General features: G+C 62.9%; 15 protein-coding genes and 1 tRNA gene. 9 read left to right on the forward strand and 7 right to left on the reverse strand.

The features are described from left to right. Nucleotides 1–66: 66 nt before the first annotated feature. The 3 genes from AC3D25_RS08770 to AC3D25_RS08780 form a co-directional block, all read right to left on the reverse strand. Nucleotides 67–1536, reverse strand: a complete 1470-nt coding sequence (locus AC3D25_RS08770) for a PepSY-associated TM helix domain-containing protein (protein ID WP_488888025.1) — start codon at nt 1534–1536, stop codon at nt 67–69. 54 nt (nt 1537–1590) lie between these two features. Then, a complete protein-coding gene (locus AC3D25_RS08775) occupies nt 1591–3969 on the reverse strand; it encodes a TonB-dependent receptor (RefSeq protein WP_488888026.1) in 2379 nt (792 codons plus the stop codon). A 79-nt stretch (nt 3970–4048) separates the two neighbouring features. Next, entirely contained in the window at nt 4049–4465 is a 417-nt protein-coding gene (locus AC3D25_RS08780) for a DUF2946 domain-containing protein (RefSeq protein WP_488888027.1), read from the reverse strand. 366 nt (nt 4466–4831) lie between these two features. Between AC3D25_RS08780 and AC3D25_RS08785 the strand changes: the two genes are divergently transcribed. Continuing rightward, a tRNA-Leu gene (locus tag AC3D25_RS08785) sits at nt 4832–4918 on the forward strand. 108 nt (nt 4919–5026) lie between these two features. Then, nucleotides 5027–5860 carry a squalene/phytoene synthase family protein gene (locus AC3D25_RS08790; RefSeq protein ID WP_488888028.1) on the forward strand — a complete coding sequence of 278 codons (834 nt, stop codon included), beginning with the start codon at nt 5027–5029 and terminating at the stop codon, nt 5858–5860. A 15-nt stretch (nt 5861–5875) separates the two neighbouring features. Here the strand turns inward: AC3D25_RS08790 and AC3D25_RS08795 are convergent, their stop codons facing one another. Together AC3D25_RS08795 and AC3D25_RS08800 are read right to left on the reverse strand one after the other, a co-directional pair. Then, nucleotides 5876–6901 carry a DUF1501 domain-containing protein gene (locus AC3D25_RS08795; protein ID WP_488888029.1) on the reverse strand — a complete coding sequence of 342 codons (1026 nt, stop codon included), beginning with the start codon at nt 6899–6901 and terminating at the stop codon, nt 5876–5878. A gap of 90 nt (nt 6902–6991) precedes the next feature. Next, the gene (locus AC3D25_RS08800; RefSeq protein ID WP_488888030.1) at nt 6992–7393 is read right to left on the reverse strand and encodes a hypothetical protein; all 402 of its coding nucleotides are present in this window, start codon (nt 7391–7393) and stop codon (nt 6992–6994) included. A gap of 249 nt (nt 7394–7642) precedes the next feature. Between AC3D25_RS08800 and ompR the strand changes: the two genes are divergently transcribed. From ompR to AC3D25_RS08820, 4 genes are all read left to right on the forward strand, one after another. After that, nucleotides 7643–8368, forward strand: a complete 726-nt coding sequence (ompR, locus tag AC3D25_RS08805; RefSeq protein WP_488888031.1) for an osmolarity response regulator transcription factor OmpR — start codon at nt 7643–7645, stop codon at nt 8366–8368. 52 nt (nt 8369–8420) lie between these two features. Continuing rightward, a complete protein-coding gene (locus AC3D25_RS08810) occupies nt 8421–9791 on the forward strand; it encodes an ATP-binding protein (protein ID WP_488888032.1) in 1371 nt (456 codons plus the stop codon). A gap of 214 nt (nt 9792–10005) precedes the next feature. Next, on the forward strand, nt 10006–10554 hold the full coding sequence (locus tag AC3D25_RS08815) for a peroxiredoxin (protein ID WP_488888033.1): 549 nt from the start codon (nt 10006–10008) through the stop codon (nt 10552–10554). A gap of 84 nt (nt 10555–10638) precedes the next feature. Further along, a complete protein-coding gene (locus AC3D25_RS08820) occupies nt 10639–11163 on the forward strand; it encodes a carboxymuconolactone decarboxylase family protein (RefSeq protein WP_488888034.1) in 525 nt (174 codons plus the stop codon). A gap of 17 nt (nt 11164–11180) precedes the next feature. On the opposite strand, the gene ispF is transcribed toward AC3D25_RS08820, so the two are convergent. Then, nucleotides 11181–11672: a 2-C-methyl-D-erythritol 2,4-cyclodiphosphate synthase gene (ispF, locus tag AC3D25_RS08825; protein WP_488888035.1), complete on the reverse strand. Its 492-nt coding sequence runs from the start codon at nt 11670–11672 to the stop codon at nt 11181–11183. A gap of 286 nt (nt 11673–11958) precedes the next feature. Here ispF and AC3D25_RS08830 point away from each other — a divergent pair, with 286 nt between their 5' ends. Further along, the gene (locus tag AC3D25_RS08830) at nt 11959–13098 is read left to right on the forward strand and encodes an IS481 family transposase (protein ID WP_488888036.1); all 1140 of its coding nucleotides are present in this window, start codon (nt 11959–11961) and stop codon (nt 13096–13098) included. A gap of 753 nt (nt 13099–13851) precedes the next feature. On the opposite strand, the gene ispD is transcribed toward AC3D25_RS08830, so the two are convergent. Next, entirely contained in the window at nt 13852–14568 is a 717-nt protein-coding gene (gene ispD / locus AC3D25_RS08835; RefSeq protein WP_488888037.1) for a 2-C-methyl-D-erythritol 4-phosphate cytidylyltransferase, read from the reverse strand. Nucleotides 14569–14679: 111 nt separating this feature from the next. Between ispD and mfd the strand changes: the two genes are divergently transcribed. Further along, nucleotides 14680–18162 (forward strand): transcription-repair coupling factor, encoded by a 3483-nt coding sequence (gene mfd, locus AC3D25_RS08840; protein WP_488888038.1) that lies wholly within the window; start codon nt 14680–14682, stop codon nt 18160–18162. A gap of 37 nt (nt 18163–18199) precedes the next feature. Continuing rightward, nucleotides 18200–19414 carry an acetylornithine deacetylase gene (gene argE, locus AC3D25_RS08845; RefSeq protein WP_488888039.1) on the forward strand — a complete coding sequence of 405 codons (1215 nt, stop codon included), beginning with the start codon at nt 18200–18202 and terminating at the stop codon, nt 19412–19414. Nucleotides 19415–19419 lie beyond the last annotated feature (5 nt).

Raw genomic sequence — 19419 nt, forward strand, 5'->3', positions numbered from 1 at the left:
CGCTTTGGCCCGCGCTAGAAGGACTTTCGGCTTACGCGCGCGCTCCGGCAAACGCTAAAAAGGCGTTCAGCTCTTAGCTTCGGCCGCAGCCGCGCGACGGCTGAACACCGCGCGGTCGCCGAGCCAGACGAGCAGCATCGTCGCGCCCATCAGCGGGAACACGACACCGAGCAGCGCGAGACTTCCGCGCCACGCGCGCATCGGCGCGGGCGCGGCGGGCCGCGGAGGTGCGCCGAGCGCGCGGCCCGGCCGGCGCAGCCACCACATCGCGAAACCGGACACGGCGAGCATCGCGAGTCCCAGCGAAATCGCGGCGGCGAGCAACTGGTTCGCCACGCCGAAATAGCGCCCCATGTGCAGCGACGTGCCGTACGACACCCACTGCGCGACCGTTCCGTAGTCGTCGTAGGCGAGATCCGAGAGAATGCGGCCGTCGTATCGATCGATGTGAAGCGTGCGCTCGGCTTTTGGATCGGCGGGGAAATAGGACACGGTGTAGACGCCCTGCGCGGTCTTCGGCAACGCGATCGCATAGCCGCTCACGACACCTTGCGACGCCGCGATCGCGACGACATCGTCGATCGACAAACGGGACGCGTCCGGCACGCTTTGCGGCACGTCGGTTTCTCCGACCGCCCACGGCGTTTGCGGCAACGGCAGATCGTCCATTTTCATCGTGTGGCCGGCGTGATCAGGCGCGGCGGCGGGCTTTTGAGATGGCGCGCTGGAACGCACGTGCGCCTCGCCCCATGCGCCTTTCGGATAACCCATCTGCGCGGATGTCGCCAGCGCCTTGAACTGCTTGCCCCAGCTGCCCGACCACGGCAGCCCGCTCAGCACGAAGAACAGCGCGCCCGCCGCGAGCCAGATGCCGCCCGCGAGATGCAAATCGCGCCACCACGCGCGCCCGCGCAGCGACAAACGCGGCACGAACACGCCGCCGCGTAGTCCGCCCGATGCGCGCGATCCGCGCGTTCCGTCCAATTCGCGTGATCGACCCGCTCCGCCCCCTCCGCCCGTTCCACGCGCAGCAGGCCACCACAGCGCGATGCCGGTGCCGATCATCACGAGCGTCCAGCAGGCGGCGAGTTCCATCGCGAGTTCGCCAGTCTTGCCGAGCATCAGGCCGCGATGCAGGTCGCGCACCTGTTTCATCAGCCGATGTTCGACGGAGAGCGTCCCGAGCACCGCGCCCGTGTACGGGTTCACGTACACGCTTTCGCTCGCGCCCGAGCGCTGGCGGAAGACGAATTCGGCGCTGCGGCGCGGGTCGCCGGTGATTTGTGCGGTGGTGGGCGTGGCGCCCCGAGGCTGGCTTGCGACGGCTTTCGCGAGCAGCGCCGATTCGGCCAAGCGCGGCGTCGCGGCAGGTTCGACGACCATTCGGTCAGCGTACAAAAGCGGCTCGATCTGCGGCTGGAAGCAATAAATTGTTCCGGTGACGGCGAGGACGAGGAGAAGCGGCATCACGAAAAGTGCGGCGTAGAAATGCCAGCGCCAGAGGGTGCGCCGGTGCGCGGCGGCGTTCGGTTGCATCGTATTTCCGGTTTGCATCAGTTATCTCGAATGGTTGATAAAAAGATGGCGCGCTCAAATTCCAATGCGCCCTTCAAGATAAAAAGTGCGGCCCGCATACGGATGGAACACGTAGTAACGGTGATCGAACAGGTTATCGACGCCCACGCCGATCTCGGTCTTTTTGGTCGGCCGATAGGTGAACTTGGCGTCCACAACCGTGTAGGTGCTCGTCCCGCCGTAGGTGTTGGGGTTGGTGTCGGTGTTGGTCAGCGTGTTGTACTCGCGGCCCGAATAGCGCGCGGCGAGCGTGACGGCCGCTTTTTCGGTCGCGCGATAGGTCGCCACAAGATTCGCGCGCCACAACGGAATGCGATAAAAATACTTTCCGACGCTCGCGGGATTGCCGGTGTTCGCGATAATTTTCGACTGCGTATAAGCCACGCTCGCGCTCAGGTCGAACCCGCGCAGCAGCACGTCCTGCCCTTCATAAGCCGTCTCGATGCCGCGCGAGCGGACGTGGTCGATATTCTGAAAATTCGTGACGTTTGGAATGACCGTCGTGTTGGTCTGGCTGAAGATCGTGTTTTTTACGTCGTCCTGAAACAGCGTGAAGCGGTACATGCCGTTGCCGTGCTGCCATTCGGCCGTCAACTCCTTCGACAGATCGTTTTCCGGCTTGAGATTCGGATTGTTATTGACGATCGACACGCCCGTAATCTGCCCCTGGAACAATTCGGCCACGGTCGGAAACCGGTACGCGCGCCCGACCGATGCGCGCAGCAGCAGATTCGAGGTTGCGTCGAAGGAGAGCGACGCTTTCGGCGACCAGTGGTTTTCGGCGGCATCGGCATAGCGCAACGCATTTGTGCCCAACGCGCGGCGGCCGTCGTAGGCGTCCCAGTTCTCGTAGCGCGCGCCGTAAGTGAACTTCCAGCGCGGCAGGAAACGCCACGCGTCCTGCGCATAGACGGCTTGCGTGCGCGTGCGGCCACCGAACGCGTTGGCGAACGCCGCGTTGCCGCCGTCGCGCCAGTTGGCGGTCGTGTAGGTTTCGTTATCGAGGAAATAGGTGTCGAAGTGATAGCCGAACGAGAGCCAGTGCGCCGCGAGACCGGCGTCGGCGGCGGGCGGCGTCCAGGTCGTGCGTAAATCGAGCGATTTCCAGCCCGCGCCGTCGCCGTAGGCAATCGTGCCGGGACCGTCGCCGGGCACGCCGGAACTGGCCGTGCGCGCGGTGCTTTGGGCGATGTCGAAATACGACATCACCGCTTCGGCGTTCCAGCCGGTGGCGTTGCGCGTTTTCAACGAGAGTCCGTACAGAAAATTCTCACTCTCGCCCTGGCTCGGCGCGAAGGTCGCGGCTGGAATGGCGTATTCGTAGCCGCCGATATTCACGAGCCCGCTATAGACGGGATTGCCCGCCGCATCGCGCAGGAAGGTCTGGGTCTCGCTGTTGTATTTCTGATGCCAGTAGCCGAGCGAGAAGCCCGCTTGCAAGCTCGGCGTGAGGTCGTAGGCGAGTTTTAGCTTGAACTGGTCCTGAAACGTTCGCTCGATCCCTTCAGCATTGACCCCGAGCACCGCCGTGCGCGCGTTGTTCTGGTCGTTGTAGAAATATGCGCCGGTGACCGCGCGATCGGTCGGCTTCGCGGGCGTCGCGGACTGCGCGAGCGTCGCGAACTGGAGCGGCTGGCCGGTGTTTTCGAGATGATCGACGCCGATCAGGTACGAAAGCCGCCCTACTTTGTCGCCGATGGTCGCCGAGCTATTGCTGCCGGTAAAACTGCGGTTCACGCCGAACAGGTCGAAATGTTGCGTAAAGCCTTGAACGTGGGCGTCGGCCTGAAACTGGGTCGGCATGCGCGTGGTGATCGCGACCGTCGCGCCGATCGAATTGCCCGGATAAAGCGCCGAATACGGTCCGTAGATCACGTCGACGCGCTCGATATCGTCGGTGAATACCATCGACCAGCGCGGCGCGTAAGTCCACGTATTGCCGATGAAATTGCTCAGCAGCAAGCCATCGGCATAGACCAGGCCGCGCGCTGTCTGCGAATTGCTCGTGCCGCGCACGGCGATAGTCGAGTTCAGATCGCCGACAAAGCGCTTGCGCACCGCGAGATTCGGCGCGTACTTCAGGATGTCTTCGGGCGTGACTACGTTCCAGTACTGGAACTGGTCGGCCGTCATCGTCGCGGTCGATGCGGGCAGGTTGGGATCGAGCGGGGAGCGCGGCGCGTGCGCGGTCTCCGCCGTGACGACCACCGGCGCGAGCCTTGCGCCTTCGGGGTCCGGCGCTGTGGCGGCGCAGGCCGCCGAACCGATCAGAGAGAGCGAAAACGGCAGCGAGTAACGTGAAGCACGGAAAGACCGGCAATGGAAAAGCGCGCGCGAAGGCGCGGCGGCGCGGCAGCCGTGCGGCTGCCGCGCTCGCTTGAGGAACGTGGGCATCGAGTCATCCTGAAAATGTGAACGCAGAACGGCCGTGCGCGCGAAGCTTTAGCGCGGCGGTCGTCTCGGGCGATGGATTTCAGGCGACTTTGGGCGGCGCGCGGGATCGCGCGACGTTGTAGGACTTTGGATAGACCGCGCGGGCGGCTTCAGGCTGCGCGGCGCGCGCGATCCGTTCGACCCGGACCGCGTCGGACGCGACGACCGCCGCGAGCGGCAGATGGTGCGCGAGCAAGCCGCAATACGAGCACGCTTCGAGGTGATCGGCGAGCGACGCGTGATGAGTGCTTTCGGATTGCGCGTGATCGGCGTGGGCCGAGTGAGCCTGGAGCGCGTCGAGCGTAGGGAATGCGGCAGCGGTACAGATGGCCGCTTGCGGATCGGTCTCGTCCGCGCGCGCGGCCACGCTCTGGCTGATCACCGGCGCGACAATGGCAAGCCACATGGCGGCGATGCCGAGCCATGCGACGAAGCGATTGCGCGAAGTGCGGTTCATATCGGCGTGCGATGTTTTTGAAAGCGGATCCGACGGGAATTGTAGGCACGCCGGGAGCCGCACGCAATGAGAACGCCTCGCATCTTCGGAATTTCGAGATGTAAATAAAGCGTTGTTCCGGCCACTTTTCAGAATGCAGACATGGCGAAACGAATCGGTTAGAATCTCGGGCTTGGCGCAGCGGGCATGCGGTTTTCAGTGGTTTTCAGCAGTTTCATCAAGGCGCTGCGAAGGCACTTAGAACGCGGGCAAACACCCGAACTACGCCGACAACACGGGTTGCCGACCGTAAAATGTCAACTGAGCACGTTGACTAAGCTGGACTGAAGCTGGACCAAGCAGCAGCGCGGATAAGCGACCCGGGCGGCGAGGATGGCGAAATTGGTAGACGCACCAGGTTTAGGTCCTGACGCCCGCAAGGGTGTAGGGGTTCGAGTCCCCTTCCTCGCACCACGAACACAAGCAGCAGAGCAGCACGAAAAAGCCATTGAATCCTCAATGGCTTTTTTCACATCCGCGGAAACGTTTTGATGAACGTGCCGCGCAACAACGCCCAATCCCGTGAATTTCGACGATTACTGCCAGCAAAAGGCCGCGCCCGATGGTTCCAGCACGTATTACGCGCTGCGTCGCGCGCCGGCGAAAAGCCAGCCCTTCCTCACCGCGCTCGCGGCGCTGCGGCGCGAGCTGGAGGAAACCGTCAAGGAAACCAGCGATCCGACCATCGGCCGCACGAAGCACGCGTGGTGGCAGAAGGAGTTGGCGAGCCTCTTCGGCGGCGAACCGGCGCATCCGGTGACGAAGGCGCTCAAGGCGCATGCGCTGCCCACGTCCCTCGATGCCGCGTCGCAAACGACGCTGCAAACGCTGACCGAAGCCTACGCGATGGATCTCGATCAGGCGCGCTATCTGGACTGGCCCGGCTTGCGTCGATATCTGGACGGCACGGGCGGCGCGTTCGGCACCGCGCTCGCGCGGGCGACCGCGCACGATCCGGCGAACGCGGTGGCGTGGGCCGCGCCGCTGGGCGCGGCGTTGATGCTGGCCGAGCGCGTCGAGGAAATCGGCGATGACGCGCGGCACGGTCGCATTTACGTGCCGATCGACGAATTGCAGCGTTACAACGTGACGGCCGCCGATCTGATCAACCGCAAATATAGCGACGCATTCACCGAACTGATGCGCTTCCAGACCGGGCGCGCGCGTCAGGCGCTGATCGACGCGCTCGCCGCGATTCCGCCCGCCGAGCGTAAGACGCAACGCATGCTGCGCGCGCAGGCGGCGCTGTCGCTCGCGCTGCTAGACGAAATCGAACGCGAGAATTTTCAGATACTTCACCAGCGCATCGCGCTCACGCCGATCCGCAAGCTGTGGATCAGCTGGCGCACGCGCTGAACGGTTCCCGGCGGTTCAGGCGCGCAGGAAACGCAGCGGCTCGATGCGCTCGCCGAGGATCGGCGCGGCATCGAGTCCCAAGCCGGCCTGCAGCACGGTCGCGTATAGCGCGCGAAAATCGACGGTGAACGGCAAGTTGCCGTTGCCGTCGAGACGCGCGAGATCGGGCGCGACGCCATATAACCCGCCGCGCACCCGCCCGCCCGCGATGAAGTGCGGCGCGGTCGAGCCGTGGTCGGTGCCGAGCTGCGAATTTTCACGCGGATGCCGGCCGAATTCCGAGTAAGTCATGATGAGCGCGTCGTCCCAGCGCCCGAGCCGCACGAGCGCGGCGCGCAATGCAACCATTCCCGACGACAACTGCGCAAGCAACGCCGCGTGCTGCGTCGTTTGGTGCTGATGCGTGTCGAAACCGCCGAGCGTCAGGCGGACCGTCGAAACGCCGCCGAGGGACGGCGTTTCTGTGGCGAGATGTCGAATCGCGGCACGGACCGACGCGCCGAACGGACCTGGGAAGCCAGCGGAATAATCGGGCGCGACGCATTGCGCCGAACACGTAAGCGGATCCTTGAACGGACCCGGCTCCACGCTGCCGATCATCACGTTGCGCATCGGCTCGAACGAAGCCCGCGACGCGCGCGCGAGCCAGCCGTCGCGCACATATTCGTTGGCGTGCGACGCGGTGTCCCAGATTTCGATCGAGCGGAAATGCGAGCGGTTCGGCGACTCATATCCCACGCCCTGCACGATCGCCAGTTCGTGCCGATGCCAAAGCGGCAAGAGCGCCTTCATCGACGGATGGAGGCCAGTGCGCGAATCGAGTCGAATCGTCGCGTCGCGCGCCACGGCGATTCGCGGACGTAACGCGCGGTAAAGCGGGTCGTCGAATGGAATGACCGTGTTCAGGCCATCGTTGCCTCCCATCAATTCGATCAGGATCAGCACCTGACGCTGGCGCTCGGCGCTCGCGGCAAACGCGCCGGGCAGCCAGAGGCCCGCGCCGGCGGCGCTCGTCATCGACAGGAATTGACGTCTTTTCATGGATTCGGCGCGCGCTTTACAGTGGGAAGGCAGGGCCGAATCGTAACGCGGCGAGCGCGCGGAAAGCACGAAAGGACGTAAGCGAAAAGCTCAGCGCTTGTAAAGATCGCGGACGGCTTCTTCGATATGCTGGCGCAGGAGCTTGCGCTCGTCGGGCGTCATCACGGCGTGGCGCGGCGTGCGCGCGGGCGGATCGGCTTGCTGGACTTGCTGCATGGAGGGCATCGGCCGCAGGTCGCGGCCCGCCGCCTGACTCGCCGCGACGTTGCGCCCGGTGCGATGCTGGGTGCGCACGACACGCACGTCGATGGGACGCAGCGGCGAATTCGATGAACGCTCGAACGTGGCCTGAGCGGGATCCCGGCCGGCATCGGACGATGGCTGCGCGAATGCGGAATGTGTGGTGAGTGCGGCGTAAAGCGCGCTAGCGAGTAGCGTCTGTCTGAAAATGCGCTCGGCGCGCACGGGTCCGCGCTGCCGCGCTCCCTTCATGTTGTTCCCTTCGTTGCTCGACAACCGGACAGTCTCAGTTCTCTTTCGCAAAACACGCACACGCCGTTGCTTTCAGTGCGGACACGCGAGCGTTAGTCTATGAAGTATCTACCGAATGACGGGCTTAAGTAAGAAGTGTACGCACAGAACCTTTATGGCGTGCCACAGTCCCCGTAAATTTTGTAACTATCTGTAACTGCGGAATTGGTGCAAACTCGCACCTCTTTGTAATCGCGCTAAGATGCCGTCATGGAAACCAAAAATCCTTCAAAAATCCTCGTAGTCGACGACGATCCGCGCTTGCGCGACCTCCTGCGACGCTATCTCGGCGAACAGGGCTTCAACGTGTACGTCGCGGAAAACGCGCCGTCGATGAACAAGCTCTGGGTCCGTGAACGCTTCGACCTGCTCGTGCTCGACCTGATGCTGCCGGGCGAAGACGGGCTTTCGATCTGCCGGCGTCTGCGGGGCAGCAACGATCGCACGCCCATCATCATGCTGACGGCGAAGGGCGAAGACGTCGATCGTATCGTCGGGCTGGAAATGGGCGCCGACGACTATCTGCCGAAGCCGTTCAATCCGCGTGAACTCGTCGCACGGATTCACGCGGTGCTGCGCCGCCAATCGCCGTCCGAATTGCCGGGCGCGCCGTCCGAAACCACGGAAGTGTTCGAGTTCGGCGAATTCGCGCTGAATCTCGCCACCCGCACGCTGACGAAAAACGGTCAGGAAATCCCGCTGACCACGGGCGAATTCTCAGTGCTGAAAGTGTTCGCGCGTCATCCGCGTCAGCCGCTGTCGCGTGAAAAGCTGATGGAACTTGCACGAGGCCGTGAATACGAAGTGTTCGACCGGAGCCTCGACGTGCAGATTTCGCGTCTGCGCAAGCTGATCGAGCCGGATCCGGGCAGCCCGCGTTTCATTCAAACCGTGTGGGGCCTCGGTTACGTGTTTATCCCCGACGGCGCCGCGTGAGGCACGTCGCAGCCCGCCTTTTGACTCATCCCGAGCAGGACCCGAACGACCCATGCGTATCGACAGGCGGCTACTGACGCTCGCGTTCGGCGGCCTGTTCTGGCGTACTTTTGCACTCATCGCGCTATTGATCGCGGTGAGTCTGGCCGCCTGGTTCCAGAGCTTTCGCGTGATCGAACGGGAGCCGCGCGCCCAGCGCGTGGCGCTCCAGCTCGTCGCGGTCGTCAAACTCACCCGCACCGCCCTCCTTTATTCCGATCCCGATCTGCGCCGCGCGTTGCTGCAGGATCTGGAGAGCAATGAAGGCGTGCGCGTGTATCCGCGCGAAACCACCGATAAATATCGCCTTCAGCCCGACGAGTCGCTCAACCGGCTGATCGAGCGCGATGTGCGCGGGCGGCTCGGCAACGAGACGATCATCGCGCAGTCGGTCAACGATATTCCGGGCGTGTGGATCAGTTTCAAGATCGACGACGACGACTACTGGGTCGCGCTCGACCGCGATCAGCTCGACACTGTCACGGGCCTCCAGTGGGCCGGCTGGGGCGTCTTCGCGCTCGCACTATCGCTGTTCGGCGCGGCGTTTATTACGAGTCTCGTGAACCGGCCGTTCGCGCGGCTCGCGCTCGCCGCCCGCAAGGTCGGTTCGGGCCAGGCGCCGGATCCGTTGCCCGAGCGCGGCATGGGCGTCGCGGCGGAGACGAACCGAAGCTTCAACCAGATGGTGCAGGATCTCGAACAGCTTGAAGCCGATCGGGCGCTGATGCTCGCCGGCATTTCGCACGATCTGCGCACGCCGCTTGCACGGCTGCGGCTCGAAACGGAAATGAGCCCGTCGGACGAAACGACGAAACTTGCGATGATCGACGATATCGAACAGATGGATATGATCATCGGTCGTTTCCTCGATTACGCGCGGCCGATGCAGCGCATGCCCGAACCCGTCGATCTTTCGATGGTCGCCGGCGAGATGGCGGCGCGCTTCCAGGCCGACGAAGGCGTCGTGATCCGCACGGAATTCGCGGCGAACGCGGCCATCGAGGGCGACCCGACCGATATGCGCCGGGTGGTCGGTAATCTGCTCGAAAATGCCCGGAAATATGGGCGCAGCGAAGCCGACGACGTCGCGCGGATCACGCTGCGAACGCATGTGGCGCATGGCCGCGTGGAGCTTTCAGTGTTGGATGAAGGGCTCGGCATTCCGGAGGATCAAGTCGCGCTGATTACGCGGCCGTTCTATCGCGTGGACGCCGCACGGACGCAGGCGAACGGCACGGGGCTCGGCATGGCGATCGTGCTGCGCCTCGTCACGCGTCAGCGCGGCTCGCTGCGTCTGCGCAACCGCGTGCCGGGACCCGGTTTCGAAGTGACGATCGACTTTCCGGTCACGAAGAATGCGCGGTTCGACAACACGTGGGACTGAGCGCGTAGTCGTGAAATTTATCGACAGAATCGTCAAAAACTATTTAGCGTGTTAGTTAAAATCTATTGATAAGAGAGGTCAATAGAACTATAGTGAAGATCGAGTTTCGCCCGCGAGCGACTTTTGTCATGCGGGCGTGACGGCGATCGGGTAGTGTCGAAGGTCCTTTCAGTGTCTGAGTGGCGATCTTTTTAACGAACACAGGAGTACTCATATGAAGACCGTGGGCGATAAAGTCGAAGCATTCACCGTAACTGCCGCAAAACCGGGTTTCAACAATCACGAGGAAAACGGCCAGTCGGCGTTCGAGGAAATCACCGAGCAGTCGTTTCCTGGCAAGTGGAAGATCATCTATTTCTACCCGAAGGACTTCACGTTCGTTTGCCCGACGGAGATCGTCGAATTCGGCAAGCTGGCGAAGGATTTCGAGGATCGCGATGCCGTTCTGCTCGGCGGCAGCGTCGATAACGAGTTCGTCAAGCTGGCCTGGCGCCGTGAGCACAAGGATCTGTCGAAGCTGAACCACTATGCGTTCGGCGACGTGAAAGGCGAGTTGATCGACCAGCTCGGCGTGCGCGACAAGGAAGCCGGCGTGGCGCTGCGTGCGACGTTTATCGTCGATCCGGACAATGTCATCCAGCACGTTTCGGTAAATAACCTGAACGTGGGACGCAATCCGGAGGAAGTGCTGCGGATTCTGGACGGTCTGCAAACCGACGAACTGTGCCCGTGCAACCGCGCGGTCGGCGGCTCGACGCTCTGAGCGGCCACGTTTATCAGTGGCGAGAAGCCCGCTATGCTTGAAAGCCGGCGGGCTTTTTTACGGACATCAGGATAGGAGAAAACAATGGAATTCTTGTCTTCGATTAAAGAACTGATCCCCGATTACGCGAAGGACATTCGCCTGAACGTGGATGGCACGATTGCACGCTCGTCGCTGCAGGGCACGGACGCGGCCGGCGTCGCGCTGGCGGCGGCCTACGCGGCGAAAGCGACGAAAATCGTCAATGCGATTCGCGCGTCGGGCGCGTTGCCGCCCGAGGAAATCAACGGCGCGCTGACGGCGGCGGCGTTGATGGGCATGAACAACATCTGGTATCCGTTTATCGAAATGGCGGACAACGCCGATCTCAAGACGCAGCCCGCGGGCTTGCGGATGAACGCTTACGCGACGCATGGCGGCGTCGAGAAGCGGCGTTTCGAGATGTATGCGCTGGCGGCGTCCATTATCGGCAAGTGCCATTTCTGCGTGAAATCGCACTACGAGAATCTGGTGGCCGAAGGCATGAGCACGACGCAGTTGCGCGACGTCGGGCGCATCGCGGCGGTGATCAACGCGGCCGCGCTCGCCATCGAGGCGGAATCGGCTTGACCGCGTCGTCGTGATTTTCAGGCGTCGATGCCGGTGCGGCGCAGCAGGACGGCCGCTTGCGCCTCGATGCCCTCGCCGCGTCCGAGATAGCCGAGCTTTTCGTTCGTCTTGGCTTTCACGTTGACGCGGTCGAGCGGCAGGTCGAGATCAGCGGCGATGTTCGCGCGCATTCCGTCGATATGCGGCGCGAGTTTCGGCGCCTGGGCGATGACGGTCGAATCGACGTTGGCGATGGCGAAGCCGGCTTCCGTGATGCGTTTGAACGCCTCGCGCAGGAGCACGCGGCTGTCGGCGCCGGCGAATTCCTTCGCGGTATCGGGGAAATGGCGGCCGATATCGCCCATGGAGGCCGCGCCGAAGAGCGCGTCGGTGATCGCGTGGAGCAGGACGTCGGCGTCGGAGTGGCCGAGCAGCCCGCGCTCGTAGGGGATCGTCACGCCGCCGATGATGAGGGGGCGACCTTCGACCAGTTGGTGGACGTCGTAGCCCTGTCCGATTCTGAAATCCATCGTGATTTGTCCTTTTGCTTTTGTGCTTGCGTTCGCGTTGCTCGCGTTGCTCGCGTTGCTTTCGCTGCCGAATGGGGGTTTTACACTATTCGTGGGGTTTGTGGCGCCGTTGCTTAGGTCACTCGGGCGCTTATTGGAAACTTACTTTCGCGTCGGTCTATTAGCACGCCGCTATGCGCGGCAGCAGTCACTTTCTTTGCTGCTGTGTACAGACCGGAGACATAGCTGACAGGTGTACGGAGACATGGTTGACACTTTCGGGTAATCGAACGCCCGAGATCCTCCCATGCCCTGGAACGTAAAAGACACCATGAGTCTCCGACAGGAATTCGTTCAACTCGCCACCCAACGGAGCGTGCCGTTCAGCGAGTTGTGCCGACGTTTCAACGTCAGCCGCCAGACCGGCTACAAGTGGCTTGCCCGCCACTCGACGCAAGGCCTTGAAGGTCTCGTCGATCGCTCGCGTCGTCCGCACGACAGTCCCGCGCGCTCATCCGATGAGATCGTCGCCGTCGTGCTCGACCTGCGCCGCGAGTACGGCTGGGGCGGACGCAAGATCGAGCGTCGTCTGCAAGATCTCGGCTACGCCAATGTGCCCGCACCCTCCACGATCACCGAGATCCTGCGCCGTCACGACCTGCTCCACGCGCCTGAGGACAGACCGCAGCGGCCCTGGCAGCGCTTCGAGCACGAGCATCCGAATGCGCTGTGGCAGATGGATTTCAAGGGCGATTTCCCGACCCTGGAGGGTGGCCGCTGTGCGCCGCTGACGGTGCTCGACGATCACTCGCGCTTTAACATCGTGCTCGCCGCCTGCGGCCGGATTACCACGGAAGTCGTGCAGACCGAGCTCAAGCGGGCGTTTCGCTGCTACGGGCTACCGTCACGCATCAATACCGATAACGGTGCGCCGTGGGGTTCTCCGAGCGCGCCGGGCCAGTTGACCGAGCTTGCGGTGTGGCTGATCAGACTGGGCATCCACGTGAGCTACAGCCGACCGTATCATCCTCAGACGAATGGCAAGGATGAGCGATTTCATCGGTCGCTGAAAGCTGAAGTGCTGGCGCGGCACGTGTTCACGACCCACGCCCACGTGCAGCAGGAGTTGGAACGCTGGCGACAGGTGTACAACACGCAACGCCCGCATGAGGCGCTGGACCTGGCGACGCCGGTGAGCCGCTACCAGCCCAGCCCGCGGACGATGCCCGAGCATCTGCCAGAACCGCAATACGGGCCTGCCGACGAGGTGCTGCGGGTCAATTCAAATGGCCTGGTGCGTTTCAGAGGCGAGGCGCTGCGTCTGTCGACTGCGCTCAAAGGGCTGTACGTGGCCGCACGTCCAAAGCACGACGAAGACGGCGTAATTGAGTTCTGGTTTGCCCATCAACGCGTTGCAAAACTTGACCTGAAAGCAGTAAAACCCTGAACATCAGGTGTCAACGATGTCCTCGTACATGTGTCAACTATGTCTCCGGTCTGTACACTGCTGCAAAGAAAGTAACCAAAGAAAGCAGCTTGTCCGCCTAAGTGTCCACCTCGAATAACCTCGCAGATAGGCACGCAAGCTGACTCGGCTAACTCGCGTTCGGTCGTTTTGGCACAGCTCCGCTCAGTTCCATCCTCGCTACGCGAGGACGACGGGCACATCAAACACCGTCGGTCGGTGGGTTCGGTTCGGTTCGGTTCGGTTCGGTTTTGCCAGGCCTTGCTCGATAGGTTTGGTTTGGTTTGGTTTGTTGCTCAGTTATGCCTTACCGGTAGGCATTTATGCCTGCCGGGATGAATGAGCGGTTCCACTCTGTTGTGTGGTGCGACGGCCGAATCAGCTTGCGGACCACTCCCAGTTACGGTTCGTGGTGGGCACTTAGACGGATAAGCTGCTTTCTTTGGTTACTTTCTTTGCAGCAGCAAAGAAAGTGACTGCTGCCCCGCATAGGGGCGTGCTAATAAACCGACACGAAAGCAAGTTCCCAGAAAGCGCCCGAGGATCGGACGGCGTAACCCGCCCACGCTCAAGCCGCCCCACGTCGCTAAATCCCGTGCTACTTTCTCTGGTTACTTTCTTTGCAGCTAGCCAAAAAAATAACTGTTGCCGCGCACAGCGGCGTGCCAATAAATCTACACGAAAGCAAGTTCCCAGCAGCCACAGGCAAACAAAAACACCGGGCGCCAGCAAACCCTAAACCGCGCTCCCGACCATGGCGCCAGCCAGTGCAAAATCCTCCGGATACGTCACCTTAAAATTCCGCAAACTCCCCTGCACGAGCCTCGGCGCAGAACCCGTCCATTCAATCGCGCTAGCCTCGTCGGTGAGATCGTGCCCGTCTTGCTGCGCCCGCGTGATGGCATCGCGCAACATGCCGAGCCGGAACATCTGCGGCGTCTGCGCCTGCCAAAGCCCATTACGCGATTCGGTACGCGCAATCCGCCCTTCTTCGTGCGCGACGCCCTCGGCCTCGATGCGCTTCAAAGTATCCGCCACCGGCAGCGCCAAAATTCCGCCGACGGGATCATCCTTGAGCGCGCCCGTCAGCCGGCGAATCAACTCCGGCGTAATCCCCGGCCGCGCTGCGTCGTGGACCAAAACCCAGTCGTCGTCGCGCGCACCGAACTCGGCGAGCGCATTCAGCCCGTTCTGCACCGATGCCTGCCGGGTCGCGCCGCCGCATCGCCGCACGGCAAATCGCAAACCCGCGAACCGGCGGGCATCGAAATGGCTATCGTCAGGGGCGAGCACCACGAGCGTCTGCGTGAATTCGGAGCAGGCATCGAACGCCGCGAGCGAATAATGCAGCATCGCGCGGCCGCCCACGGTCTGGTATTGCTTCGGAATCGGCGAGCCGGATCGGCTGCCGGTGCCGGCGCACGGAATCAGGGCAAACAGGCGGGAAGTCACGTGTCGGAAAAGTCAGCAAGTCAAAGTGAAGCCCGGATTTTATAATAGGTCCTTCGCGACCACGCCGGTCCCGCACGCACTTTCGCGCGCGAACGGTTCCCCGCACACCTTATGCCCTCAAAAGCCGCTACTTCGCAGTCATCTTCACCCATCGCACTCGTCAAACCGGGCCAGCGTTTTGTTTTCGATGGCGCGAGCGGCTCGGCCGATGCGCTCGCCATTGCGCGCTATCACCTCGCCCATCGCGAATCGGTGCCACTTCTGACGGTGCTCTGCGCAAGCGCGGTCGATTCGCAGCGGCTGGCGGTGGAGATTCCGTATTTCGCGCCCGACGCGCGCGTGCGCCTGCTCCCCGACTGGGAAACGCTGCCTTACGATACGTTTTCGCCGCATCAAGATCTCGTCTCCGAGCGGCTCGCGACGCTGCACGATCTCGGCGAAGGCCGCTGCGACATCCTGCTCGTGCCCGCGACGACCGCGCTCTACCGGATGCCGCCCGCCTCCTTTCTGGCGGCATACACGTTCTCGTTCACACAAGGCGAACGTCTGAACGAGGCGAAACTCAAGTCGCAACTCACGCTCGCGGGCTACGAGCACGTGAGCCAGGTCGTGCGGCCGGGCGAATACTGCGTGCGCGGTTCGCTGCTCGACCTCTTCCCGATGGGTTCGCCGCTGCCATACCGGATCGACTTGTTCGACGATCAAGTCGATTCCATCCGCGCCTTCGATCCCGATACCCAGCGCAGTCTTTATCCGGTGCGCGACGTGCGCCTGCTGCCGGGCCGCGAATTTCCCTTCGACGAAGCCGCGCGAACTGCATTCCGCAGCCGCTGGCGCGAGGTATTCGAAGGCGATCCGAGCCGTTCGTCGATCTACAAGGACATTGGCAACGGCGTGCCGTCGGCGGGGATCGAGTATTACCTGCCGCTCTTTTTCGACGAAACCGCCACGCTCTTCCACTATCTGCCCGAGGGCGCGCAACTGGCGTTCGTCGGCGACATGGACGCGGCCATCAAGCGTTTCACGAACGACACGAAGCAGCGCTACAACTTCCTGTCGCACGACCGCGAGCGGCCGCTGCTGGAACCCAAGCGCCTCTTTCTCTCCGACGACGATTTCTTCGCCTTCGCCAAACCCTTCGCGCAACTGAAATTTCCGCCGACGCCCGAAGGCGGCTGGGCCGTGCCGTTGCCTGGCCTGGCAATCGACCGACACGCCGACGAGCCGATTCTCGCGCTGCGCCACTATCTCGAACAGACGCCGAACCGCGTGATGCTCGCGGCGGAATCGGCGGGACGGCGCGAGACCATCCAGCAACTGCTCGCCGATAACGGCCTGCGCGCCGCGCTCGACGACACGTTCAAGGATTGGCTCGCCGGCGACGCCAAGTTCTCGCTCGGCGTCGCGCCGCTCGCGAACGGCTTCGTGCTGCCGGGCGAGCAGCTTTCGATCATCACCGAAACCGAGTTGTACGGGCCGCTCGCGCGGCGCGCGGGACGACGCCGCCAGGAACAGGCGAGCAACGTCGATTCGATGGTGCGCGACCTGTCGGAGCTGAAGATCGGCGATCCGGTCGTGCATACGCAGCACGGCATCGGACGCTATATGGGGCTGGTTTCGATGGATCTCGGCGAAGGCGAAACCGAGTTCCTGCATCTCGAATATCAGAACGAAAGCAAGCTGTACGTGCCGGTCGCGCAGTTGCACGTCATTTCGCGCTACAGCGGCGCGGACCCGGAAAGCGCGCCGCTGCACGCGCTCGGCTCCGGCCAGTGGGACAAGGCGAAGCGCAAAGCGGCGCAGCAAATCCGCGATACCGCCGCCGAATTGCTGAATCTGTACGCGCGCCGCGCGGCGCGTCAGGGTCACGCGTTCCCGCTCGAAGCGCGCGATTACGCGAAGTTCGCGGAAAGTTTCGGCTTCGAGGAAACGCCGGATCAGGCGGCGGCGATCACAGCGGTGATCGGCGACATGACGAGCGGCAAGCCGATGGATCGTTTGGTGTGCGGCGACGTCGGCTTCGGCAAGACGGAAGTGGCGTTGCGCGCGGCGTTTATCGCGGTGCTCGGCGGCAAGCAGGTGGCGATCCTCTCGCCCACCACGCTGCTCGCGGAACAGCACACGCAAACCTTCACGGACCGCTTTTCGGACTGGCCGGTGCGGATCGCCGAATTGTCGCGGTTCAAGAGCACGAAGGAAGTATCGGCATCGATCGCGCAGATCAACGAGGGCACCGTCGATATCGTGATCGGCACGCACAAGCTGCTGTCATCGGACGTGCAGTTCAAGCGGCTCGGGCTGGTTATCATCGACGAGGAACATCGCTTTGGCGTGCGCCAGAAGGAAGCGCTGAAGGCGCTGCGGGCCGAGGTGGACGTGCTCACGCTCACCGCAACGCCGATCCCGCGCACGCTCGGCATGGCGCTCGAAGGCTTGCGCGACTTCTCCGTGATCGCGACCGCGCCGCAAAAGCGCCTCGCCATCAAGACGTTCGTGCGGCGCGAGGAAGACGGCGTGATCCGCGAGGCGATGTTGCGCGAATTGAAGCGCGGCGGGCAGGTGTATTTCCTGCACAACGAGGTGGAAACCATCGAGAATCGGCGCACGATGCTCGAAGCGCTCGTGCCGGAAGCGCGCATCGCGGTTGCGCACGGGCAGATGCACGAGCGCGAACTGGAACGCGTGATGCGCGATTTCGTCGGCCAGCGGGCGAACGTGCTGCTCTGCACGACCATTATCGAGACGGGGATCGACGTGCCGAGCGCGAACACCATCCTCATTCACCGCTCCGATAAATTCGGTCTCGCGCAGTTGCACCAGTTGCGCGGGCGCGTCGGCCGCTCGCATCACCAGGCTTACGCGTATTTGCTCGTACACGATCCGCAGGCGCTGACCAAGCAGGCGCAGCGCCGTTTGGAGGCCATTCAGCAGATGGAAGAACTCGGCTCGGGCTTCTACCTCGCGATGCACGATCTCGAAATTCGCGGCACGGGCGAAGTGCTCGGCGACAAGCAATCGGGCGAGATTCACGAGATCGGCTTCCAGCTCTACACGGACATGCTCAACGACGCCGTGAAGGCGTTGAAGGAAGGCCGCGAGCCCGACCTGACCGCCCCGCTCGCCGCGACGACCGAAATCAATCTGCACGCGCCGGCCATTCTCCCCGCCGATTATTGCGGCGACGTGCAGGAACGTTTGTCGCTCTACAAGCGCATGGCGAACTGCGAGTCGAGCGACGCGATCGATTCGATCCTGGAGGAACTGGTAGACCGCTTCGGCAAGTTGCCGCCACAGGCGCAGGCGCTGATCGAAACGCACCGCCTGCGGCTCGCAGCAAAGCCGCTCGGCATCTCGAAGATCGATGCGGGCGAGAGCGTGATCGGGCTGCAGTTCATCCCGAATCCGCCCGTCGATGCGATGAAAATTATCGAGATGGTGCAGAAGCACAAGCACATCAAGCTCGCCGGACAGGACAAGCTGCGAATCGAAACGCGCAGCCCGGATTTGTCCGTGCGCATCGCGACCATCAAGGAAACGCTGCGCGCGCTCGGCGCGCCGATGCGTCAGCCGGCCCCGTTGCCGGTGCAGCGCTGAAACGGATCAACACATGACTCATTTGCGGGAGCACACCATGACACCTATCGCCGAACCGACCGAAGCCACGCGTGAAACCTTAGCTGCGCTGCCGTGGATCGAACGTCTCGTCTCGTTCGACACGGTCAGCCGCAATCCGAACCTCGCGCTGATCGAAACGGTGCGCGACGAATTGCGCGCCGCAGGCATCGAATCCACGATCACCACCGACCAGCGCGGCCAGTGGGCCAACCTCTTCGCGACCGTGCCCGCGCACGACGGCGCGACCGACGGCGGCATCGTGCTGTCGGGTCACACGGACGTCGTGCCGGTGGACGGCCAGAAATGGGACAGCGACCCATTCAAGCCCGAGATTCGCGACGGCTTGCTCTACGGCCGCGGCACGTGCGACATGAAGGGTTTTATCGGCACGGCGCTCGCGCTCCTGCCGAAGATGCAGGCGACGAAACTCGCGCGCCCGATTCACTTCGCGTTTTCCTTCGACGAAGAAATCGGCTGCGCGGGCGCGCCGCTCTTGATCGCGGATTTGCAAAAGCGCGGCTTGTCGCCGGACGGCTGTATCGTCGGCGAGCCGACCAGCATGCGACCCGTGATCGCGCACAAGGGCATCAACGTTTATAACTGTTGCGTGCGCGGCTTCGCGGCGCATTCGTCGCTGACGCCGAAGGGCCTGAACGCAATCGAATACGCGGCGCGGCTGATCTGCTTCATCCGCGACCTGACCGACGAATTCCGTGCAAACGGCCCGTTCGACGAACTCTACGACGTGCCCTTCACCACCGGCCAGACCAGCACGATCAGCGGCGGCAATGCGGTAAACACGGTGCCCGCCGAGTGCAATTTCGCGTTCGAATTCCGCAACCTGCCGACGCTGGATCCCGACACCATCTTCAAGCGCATCGAAAGCTACGCACGCGACACGCTGCTGCCGAAGATGCAGAAAGAACACGCGAACGCGGCAATCGAATTTTCCAGGATCGCCGCCGCGCCGGGCCTCGACGCATCCGAGCAAGCCGCCATCACGCAGCTCGTGCGCGCGCTGACCGAGAACCGCGAGAAGCGCAAGGTCGCCTACGGCACCGAAGCCGGCTTGTTCGCGCTCGCGGGCGTGCCGAGCATCGTGTGCGGACCGGGCAACATCGAACAGGCGCACAAGGCGAACGAGTACGTGTCGCTCGAACAACTCGCCGCCTGCGAAGCGTTTCTCGGCAAATTCATCCACAGCATGTCGGTCGAAGCAGAGCCGCGCTGATTACG

The organism is Caballeronia sp. SL1002 (assembly GCF_057814995.1).

Bases quoted from the DNA above. Each gene is read 5' to 3' on its own strand.
- AC3D25_RS08820 (WP_488888034.1), top strand. From the start codon at position 10,639: ATGGAATTCTTGTCTTCGATTAAAGAACTGATCCCCGATTACGCGAAG.
- AC3D25_RS08775 (WP_488888026.1), bottom strand. From the start codon at position 3,969: ATGCCCACGTTCCTCAAGCGAGCGCGGCAGCCGCACGGCTGCCGCGCC.
- AC3D25_RS08830 (WP_488888036.1), top strand. From the start codon at position 11,959: ATGCCCTGGAACGTAAAAGACACCATGAGTCTCCGACAGGAATTCGTT.
- ompR (WP_488888031.1), top strand. From the start codon at position 7,643: ATGGAAACCAAAAATCCTTCAAAAATCCTCGTAGTCGACGACGATCCG.
- argE (WP_488888039.1), top strand. From the start codon at position 18,200: ATGACACCTATCGCCGAACCGACCGAAGCCACGCGTGAAACCTTAGCT.
- AC3D25_RS08770 (WP_488888025.1), bottom strand. From the start codon at position 1,536: ATGCAACCGAACGCCGCCGCGCACCGGCGCACCCTCTGGCGCTGGCAT.
- ispF (WP_488888035.1), bottom strand. From the start codon at position 11,672: ATGGATTTCAGAATCGGACAGGGCTACGACGTCCACCAACTGGTCGAA.
- AC3D25_RS08780 (WP_488888027.1), bottom strand. From the start codon at position 4,465: ATGAACCGCACTTCGCGCAATCGCTTCGTCGCATGGCTCGGCATCGCC.
- AC3D25_RS08810 (WP_488888032.1), top strand. From the start codon at position 8,421: ATGCGTATCGACAGGCGGCTACTGACGCTCGCGTTCGGCGGCCTGTTC.
- AC3D25_RS08795 (WP_488888029.1), bottom strand. From the start codon at position 6,901: ATGAAAAGACGTCAATTCCTGTCGATGACGAGCGCCGCCGGCGCGGGC.
- AC3D25_RS08815 (WP_488888033.1), top strand. From the start codon at position 10,006: ATGAAGACCGTGGGCGATAAAGTCGAAGCATTCACCGTAACTGCCGCA.
- AC3D25_RS08800 (WP_488888030.1), bottom strand. From the start codon at position 7,393: ATGAAGGGAGCGCGGCAGCGCGGACCCGTGCGCGCCGAGCGCATTTTC.
- mfd (WP_488888038.1), top strand. From the start codon at position 14,680: ATGCCCTCAAAAGCCGCTACTTCGCAGTCATCTTCACCCATCGCACTC.